This is a genomic window from Eisenbergiella tayi (assembly GCF_001881565.1).
Lineage (GTDB): Bacteria > Bacillota > Clostridia > Lachnospirales > Lachnospiraceae > Eisenbergiella > Eisenbergiella tayi.
This window is the reverse complement of sequence record NZ_MPDJ01000007.1, coordinates 257,619-265,621: the sequence shown is the minus strand read 5'-3', so window position 1 is coordinate 265,621 and position 8,003 is coordinate 257,619. Positions and strand designations below refer to the sequence as shown.

The following is an 8,003-nucleotide window of genomic DNA, read 5'->3' as shown; positions in this document are numbered from 1 at the left end:
CGGGAAAAGGATGGTGTCCGGGCGGCGGTTAACGTTGTGTTATACCCGGGGGATTCCTGTCACTTATACACGACTAGATGGGGATAAGAGACAGGGGCTTAACCGGGCGAAAGCGTCCCCTCGAAGGACCCCTGTATGGCGGTCATAGCCGGCAGCGGAAAAGGGCAGGGAGGGGTTCTCAGGCCGGGCGGCAGACACGGAAGCAGCGGATGGAACGGAAAGCTGTCCCTCCAAAATATAACATCATTTAAAAAAGTATCCCCATAAATAAAGGTATCATTACCAATTCCGGAAAGGGTATGTTATAATCGTAACTAAGGGTTTGAAAAAACTGCAAAAGACCGAGGGCGTATAAAAGGGGAGAAGCATAGAGTTGGACAGCAGGGAACATAAGAAAAAATTTAACAGGGTGGATGTGCAGGTATTCATTATGACGATAGTAATAGTGGTTATTTCCTGCAGTCTTATTTTCCTGATTAATTACGGGCTATCTTATAATAATATGATCATGGATCTGAAACACAGGTCGACGAATCTCCATGATTATCTGGAAAAATATCTGGATGCGGATATGTTCAGTGAATTGAACGTGAAAGAGGACGACGGACTGATTTTATACCAGAATTCCCGTCTGAGGCTGGAGGGCGCCAGGAATGCGGCGGGCGTGCGTTATCTTTATACGGCTAAAGTAACGGATAAGGGACAGTTTATCTATCTGGTGGATGGGCTTCCCACGGACAGCCCGGATTTCCGTTATGTGGGAGATCCCATCGAAGCGGAATGCATTCCTGATATGAAGCGGGCCCTTTCGGGGGAAACGGTATTTCCGAATGAAATCAATAAAACAACCTGGGGACCGGTGTTCATATCTTATTTTCCCATGCATGACGGGGATAAGGTTATCGGGGTTCTCGGCATTGAATTCGATGCTACCAGCCAGTACAACACTTATCGGCTTATGAAAATTACAACGCCGATAGTCCTTCTTTTATCCTGTATTGCAGCGGCTGTCGTTGCGGTACTGATGTTCCGCCGCATATCCAATCCGTTATATAAGGATTTGTCCAATACGGACATGCTTACGGGACTGAAAAACCGGAATGCATTTGAGGTGGATCTTCATAACTGGGATCAATACGAGGGGAAAAAGGATCTTGCCATTCTTTCCTTCGATTTGGATCGGCTGAAGGATGTGAATGATATTTACGGCCATGCCAAGGGCGACGAGTACCTGATCCTGGGAAGCTCCATAATTGGGGAAGCCCTTTATGGGAAATATGTTCTGTACCGGATAGGCGGAGATGAATTCGTGGCGGTTATACAGAATGGAAAGCCGGAGGAAGTGGATGGAATGTTCCGGGAAATCGGAGTGATGGCGGAGCAGGAAAGCAAGAACCAGGGCTTTGAGGTGAGCATTTCCTCAGGCTATGCTTTTTACGATCCTGAGCAGGATAAGAAGCTGGCTGACACACTCAGACGTTCAGATGCGTGGATGTACCGGAATAAAAGAAAGCGGGAATATGGAATCTGGGAAAAAGAGGATCGGAAGAAGGAAGACATGATTGGGGAAGGCAATGAGAATGACAACAGGGAAGGGGAGCGCAGTGAGGAGGACAGCTAGGTCAGGGGGAATATATGGATGAGGAAAAGATCGTTTCTATTATAAATGAGAATTACGATATGCATGTGAAGCAGGCGGTGTTTTTCCGTGACGGAGGGAGCCTTTCCTATACGGTGGAATCGGATAAAGGAAAATTTTTTCTCCGGATTGTGCGTCCCCAGCTGATGGATACTGCGGTGGAAGCGGTTAAGATCCAGCTGTTTTTGATGGAAAAGCATTTGCCTGTGTCACGGATCATTTCTGATATAAAGGGGGAACCCTACGTCAGCCGGGACCTGCAGGGAGAAAAGTATCTTTATATCCTGTATGAGTACATAGAAGGAACGGATCCCGGGCCGGAGGATATGGAACAGGCGGGAGAACTGGTTGGACGGCTTCACAATTGTATGGAGGAGTACGGCGGAGAACTCAGATTACGGGATAAGTATTTCTTTATCGACCGGTATATCGCCATCCTCAGAAAAAAGAAATATGCAAGGGCCGATGAATTTGAAGCCTATGGAAACGAGGCCTGGGATAAGGTAAAGCATCTGCCGGCGAGCTATTGTCATGGGGATTTGTACAGAAACAATATTTTTAAGGCAGATACAGGAGAGCTGTATGTTTTGGATTTTGATACCTCCTGCCGTTCCTTTCCCGTGTATGATATTGCTCTGTTCTGTAATGAAACGGATTATTTTACCTTTCATGAAGATGCTTTTGACAAGACGGTCTGTATGCTGGAACAGTTTATGAAGGGATATCAAAGGCACAGAAGCCTGAGCAGGGAAGAGAAGGAAGCCATATTTGATTTGCTTGCTGTTTACCATTTTCAGCTCCAGGCCACCATTATTGAGATCTATGGGCCTGACTGTGTGGACGACGAGTTCCTGGATAATCAGCTGGACTGGCTGTACCGCTGGAAAGCGCAGTGTGCCTCCCGGGCGGCAGAACCTTAAAATAGAGTGACTGATAATAATTTGCTGAAAAGGAAGAGGAGTGAAGGAAATGGAAGAAATGAAAAAGATCAGACCAGGAGATTCCAATCAGATTACGAGGGAGTATTTTGACTCTCTTTTAGTGGAGATGCGCCATCTGGATGGAGCACTGCCTGAAACGGGGCTGGAATTGTTCGGAGAACAGTTTAGCACACCTGTAATGACGGCCGCCTTATCCCATCTGGGCAATGTGCGTGAAAATGGAATGGTTCAAATGGCGGAGGGTGCGCGGCTGGCAGGTGCAGTGAGCTGGGCCGGAATGGGTGATGAAAAGGAACTGGAGGATATTACCGCGACCGGAGCCAGGACGATTAAGATTATCAAGCCCTATGTGGATAATGATTATATCCTTAAAAGAATTGCGCACGCGGAAAAATGCGGAGTGATGGCTGTGGGAATGGATATTGACCATGCGTTCTCAGGAAAAGGGAAATACGATGTGGTATTGGGCATGGAAATGCGCCCGAAGTCTCTGGAGGAAATGAAGGAGTTTGTGAAGGCGACCAAACTGCCCTTCGTGGTAAAAGGCGTGCTCAGTGTGAAGGATGCTGAAAAATGTCTGGAAGCCGGGGTAAAGGGGATTGTGGTATCCCACCATCACGGAATTATCGATTATGCGGTTCCCCCGCTGATGATCCTACCTGAAATAGTCAGAGTCGTGCAGAAACAGATTCCTGTATTTGTGGACTGCGGAATTGAGAGCGGCTCCGATGTGTTCAAGGCATTGGCACTCGGAGCGGATGCCGTTTGTGTGGGCAGGGCGCTCATGGGGTCTCTGCAGGTAAACGGTGCGGAAGGCGTACAGGAAAAAATCGCCTCTCTGACAGAAGAACTGGCTGGTATTATGGCAAGAACAGGAGCATCGGATTTATCACAAATAGATCCTTCTGTTATATGGAAAGCGTGATTTCAGGGAATCCCTTTCCGCACACAAAGCGCCGTCCTATGGAAACAGGGCGGCGTTTTGTGTATGGAAAGAGCGTGGGAAAACAGGCTGTTTTGTATCGCTGAAAAGGGGAATAAAAAATATTTTCTGCAATTGTCGAAAATAACCTTGACAATTATATAAGACAACTGTAGAATACAAATATAGACAGCTGTCTTAAAGGAGTTGATAAGATGAAGCAGATGAAAAAATTACCGGACGCGGAGTTTGACATTATGAAGGTGGTGTGGGCGAATGAACCGCCTGTTACGACAAACATCATTATGGAGCAGCTTGGAACGGAAAAGGGCTGGAAAGCACAGACTGTTATATCCCTTATGCTCCGGCTTGCAGAACGTGGATTTTTAAGCACAGATAAAAGAGGAAAGGAACGCATTTATTATCCTCTGATAAGCAAGGATGAGTACCTGAAGTTTGAAACAAGCAATTTTATGAAGCAGTATCACGACAATTCTTTCCTCGATCTGGTGAACACGCTTTATGAGGATAAAGCATTGACGGATAAGGACATTGACGAATTGCTCCAATGGGCAAAAAAGCGGAGGGATTAAAATGAAAGGCTTTATGGTTATGCTGTTGATATGCTCCGTTACTATGTCTGCGGCCGCACTTTTTTATATGGCGGCGACACCGTTTTTGGCGAAGCATTATTCTGTGAAAGCCCGCTATTATTCGTGGCTTGTCATTATTATCGGGCTTATCATTCCCTTCCGGCCGAAATTCGGCAATGCCCTTGTCAGGGTGAATGTGCCGGACAGCCCGGCAGTACCGGTTATCCGGCTAGGGAACGGGACATCAGTTCCTGCCGCCGTCCCTGCTGGAAATGCGGTTCCTTCTGTTCTGCCGAATATACCGTGGTGGCAGATAGCGGGGGCATTGTGGCTGACAGGAATGATCGTATTTCTGGTTTATCATGTAATCAGACATCTCCGTTTTTTGAAGCTGGTGTCACGCTGGAGCGATAACGTCACTGATGACACACAGCTGGAGGTATTCCAAAGCCTGAAAACACAGATGGGCATAACGGAAAGCATTGGCCTGCAGGTTTGTGAAAGCATTGGAAGCCCTATGATGACAGGGTTTGTAAAGCCTCGCATACTGCTTCCTGATGCAGATTTTACCACAGATGAGCTCCGTCTTATTTTAAAGCATGAGCTTGTTCATTATAAACGCAGGGATCTCTGGTATAAGGGCCTGGTGCTGGCTGCAAACGCGATCCACTGGTTTAATCCCGCTGTTTACCTGATGACCCAGGCGATTGACAGCCAATGCGAACTGGCCTGTGATGAGGAAGTGGTGCGCGGAACGGGAGCGGATATCCGTCAATATTACTGCGAGACAATTATCAGTGTCATCCGATACCAGTCAAAACGAAAAACAGCTTTATCAACCTTTTTTTACAAAGGGAAAAAAGGGATGAAAGAAAGGATATTTTCAATTATGGATATGAAGAAAAAGAAAACAGGGCTTTCCATTATGGGGGGCGTGCTCATCCTGACTCTGGGACTGAGTTTTACTTTGTCGGCAAAGGCGGAAACAAAGGAACCGCCGAAAATAATACAGGAAGACATTAAGGAAGATTTGTCATTTTCCTACGGATTCCTTCCCGACCCGCAAGTTTATTCACAGTATGCCGATTTTGGTATTACGATTTCAGAAAATGGTAAGGAGCTGTTATACGGCGGGCAGAAGGTAAGGCTTTTCGTTGATGAATATGCTAAGGATGGAGCGCTCTTCTTAGACGAAGAGGGAACACTTGACCTGGCCGTTAACCGCAATGCGGACGGCAGAATCACAGGGATTGAAAAAATCTCTGAGGATAAAGCGCAGAAATATCGTTCCGTTTATTTTAGCGATGACATCAGGGCTGCGGCAAAGGTTCCGAATGCAGCGGCAGACAATACGCAGAATGCGGCGGGAAAATCGAAGTATGACCAATATCAGGCATATGGAATTGAGCTTTCTTCAGACGGCAATACATTATATTATAACGGCCAGCGTGTGAAGCTGTTTTTAGATATTCTTGCGGATGGATCTGCGGAGACCTATTGGACCGATGATGCCGGGACGGTGAACTTATCGGCGGTCAGAGATGCAAACGGGCAAATAACTTCCATTGCCAAGATATCGGAGGAACAGGCACAGAAATACCTTTCCGCGTTAGAGGAACGGGAGAAGAATTCTCTTGATGGTTTGGAGGAAAAGGTAGAAGCAAAAGTGAAAGAGAAGTTTCAGGACAACTGATGAATCGGGCAGAAGAATCCGGTACCAGTATGGCAGCCTGCCGCTGTCAGGATGGTACCGGATTTTTCACGTTCATATTTAGTTCATAAAAAAGTTACATATTGTTCATTTGCCCTGAAGTGGACTTCAGGGAATAGAATATAAATTGCGATTGTTGCAGCAGTCCCTCCCAATCTATTGACGCAGGGGAGTGAATGACTGTATACTTATTAATTGGAGCCTGAAAAACTGATATTCCAAGAATACCGGCATGCACCGAAGGTGCATAGGAATTCGCCCAAGGCGGATGGTTCCATGTGAAGAGATAATTTGAATCGTATTGATTCCCACGGGCAGCGGGCCAAACGGATGCGCTGTTCCGGGGATTTAACGGATGGATACAGCATAATGCAGCAGATGCCACGAAGGCGTCGGGTTCCCTAAGGGAAGCGGACTTTCAGGGCGTCTGTCTTTTTTTACAGCAGGCAGTCACAGGCCATAAGACAAGCGAAAGACGGCCGGTGTTTCTGACGGAAAGGGGCAGACAGAAAACAGGAGGAGATTCAAGTGAGGAAAAAGAGAATAGCAGCATTTTTATGCGCCGCAGTCATTGCGGCTGCCGGACTTGCCGGCTGCGGAGGCACAAAGGCGCCGGCAGAGGTACAGACAGCCGATGTGACAGAAGGGGAAAACGTGACGGCAGGAGCTTCGGAAGCAACAGCAGAGGCGGCTGCGGACAGTGTAATCGTAACCATGCCCACCACCTCGGAGCCGGAGGCAGGCTTTAATCCCGTATACGGCTGGGGAGCCGGTGAGCATGTACATGAGCCGTTAATCCAGAGCACGCTTACCACCACTACGGCGGATTTGAAGATCGGCAAGGATCTGGCGACAGATTATTCCGTGAGTGAGGATGGCCTGACCTGGACGGTTTCCATAAGAGATGACGTAAAATTTACGGACGGGGAGCCTCTGACAGCTTCCGATGTGGCTTTTACATATAATCTTTGTGTGGAAAACAGCAGTGTCAATGACTTTACCATGCTGAAGGAAGCGGTGGCGGTGGATGATACCACGGTAGAATTCCATATGAATACCCCCTTTTCTATCTGGCCTTATACAATGGCCATCGTAGGAATCATACCGGAGCATGCCTATGATGAAAATTACGGGCAGAATCCCATCGGTTCCGGGCGTTATATCATGAAGCAGTGGGACAAGGGACAGCAGGTGATTTTTGAAGCAAACCCGGATTATTATGGGGATGAAGTGAAGATGAAAAAGGTCACAGTCCTTTTTATGGATGAAGACGCGGCGCTTGCAGCGGCAATGGCAGGACAGGTGGATGTGGCCCATACAGCCGCTTCCTATGCGGATCAGGTTATTGACGGTTACAGCCTTCTGCAGGTGGCGAGTGTGGATAACAGAGGCATCAACCTGCCAGTAGGACCGGTAGAGGAACGTGACGGCCTGACGGTGGGAAATGAAGTGACAGCCGATATTGCGGTGCGCCGTGCCATTAACATAGGAATCGACAGAGAGGAAATGATCACGAACGTGCTGGGCGGCTACGGCACACCTGCATACAGCGTTTGTGATAAAATGCCGTGGTATAATTCAGAGGCCCAGGTTTCTTATGATCCGGATGGCGCAAAGCAGCTTCTGGAGGATGCAGGATGGGTGCCCGGGGCGGACGGAATCCGGGAAAAGGATGGTGTCCGGGCGGCGTTTACCGTGATGTATAACCCGGGGGATTCCGTGCGTCAGGCGCTGGCGGAGGATCTGGCTAACCAGTGTGCGGAGCTTGGAATCGAGGTCACTACAGAAGGCGCAGGATGGGACGTGGCTTATGATAAGGCATTATCCCAGCCCCTTGTATGGGGATGGGGCGCTCATACGCCCATGGAGCTGTACAATATTTACCACACGCTGCCGGCAACGGGAAGCGCAGAATATTCTCCTTATGCCAACAGTACTGTAGATGCCTATATGGACGAAGCGCTGAAGGCTTCCGAGCTGGAAGATTCCTATGACCTGTGGCAGAAAGCCCAGTGGGACGGCAGTACCGGAGTGACGCAGGAAGGGGATATTCCCTGGGTATGGCTGTGCAATGTGGATCATTTATATTATGTAAGAAACGGCCTGCAGGTGGCGGAGCAGAAGATACATCCTCACGGACACGGCTGGTCAATTGTAAATAACGTGGATCAATGGGAGTGGAACGAATAGTGAAGCA

General features: G+C 48.1%; 6 protein-coding genes. All 6 read left to right on the top strand.

Annotated features, from left to right (window positions below):
• The first annotated feature begins 373 nt into the window (after window positions 1-373).
• Window positions 374-1,621: a GGDEF domain-containing protein gene (locus BLA28_RS25095; protein ID WP_069158475.1), complete on the top strand. Its 1,248-nt coding sequence runs from the start codon at window positions 374-376 to the stop codon at window positions 1,619-1,621.
• 14 nt (window positions 1,622-1,635) lie between these two features.
• Window positions 1,636-2,559: a phosphotransferase gene (locus tag BLA28_RS25090; RefSeq protein WP_242880629.1), complete on the top strand. Its 924-nt coding sequence runs from the start codon at window positions 1,636-1,638 to the stop codon at window positions 2,557-2,559.
• A gap of 49 nt (window positions 2,560-2,608) precedes the next feature.
• On the top strand, window positions 2,609-3,505 hold the full coding sequence (locus tag BLA28_RS25085; protein ID WP_069158474.1) for an alpha-hydroxy acid oxidase: 897 nt from the start codon (window positions 2,609-2,611) through the stop codon (window positions 3,503-3,505).
• A gap of 212 nt (window positions 3,506-3,717) precedes the next feature.
• The gene (locus BLA28_RS25080) at window positions 3,718-4,095 is read left to right on the top strand and encodes a BlaI/MecI/CopY family transcriptional regulator (RefSeq protein ID WP_069158473.1); all 378 of its coding nucleotides are present in this window, start codon (window positions 3,718-3,720) and stop codon (window positions 4,093-4,095) included.
• A gap of 1 nt (window position 4,096) precedes the next feature.
• Window positions 4,097-5,788: a M56 family metallopeptidase gene (locus tag BLA28_RS25075; protein WP_069158472.1), complete on the top strand. Its 1,692-nt coding sequence runs from the start codon at window positions 4,097-4,099 to the stop codon at window positions 5,786-5,788.
• Between the two features lie 546 nt (window positions 5,789-6,334).
• Complete coding sequence (locus BLA28_RS25070) at window positions 6,335-7,996, top strand: ABC transporter substrate-binding protein (RefSeq protein WP_069158471.1); 1,662 nt, start codon at window positions 6,335-6,337, stop codon at window positions 7,994-7,996.
• Window positions 7,997-8,003: the final 7 nt, after the last annotated feature.

Coding starts and splice junctions, on each gene's coding strand:
- BLA28_RS25090 (WP_242880629.1), top strand. CDS start 1,636: ATGGATGAGGAAAAGATCGTTTCTATTATAAATGAGAATTACGATATG.
- BLA28_RS25085 (WP_069158474.1), top strand. CDS start 2,609: ATGGAAGAAATGAAAAAGATCAGACCAGGAGATTCCAATCAGATTACG.
- BLA28_RS25080 (WP_069158473.1), top strand. CDS start 3,718: ATGAAGCAGATGAAAAAATTACCGGACGCGGAGTTTGACATTATGAAG.
- BLA28_RS25075 (WP_069158472.1), top strand. CDS start 4,097: ATGAAAGGCTTTATGGTTATGCTGTTGATATGCTCCGTTACTATGTCT.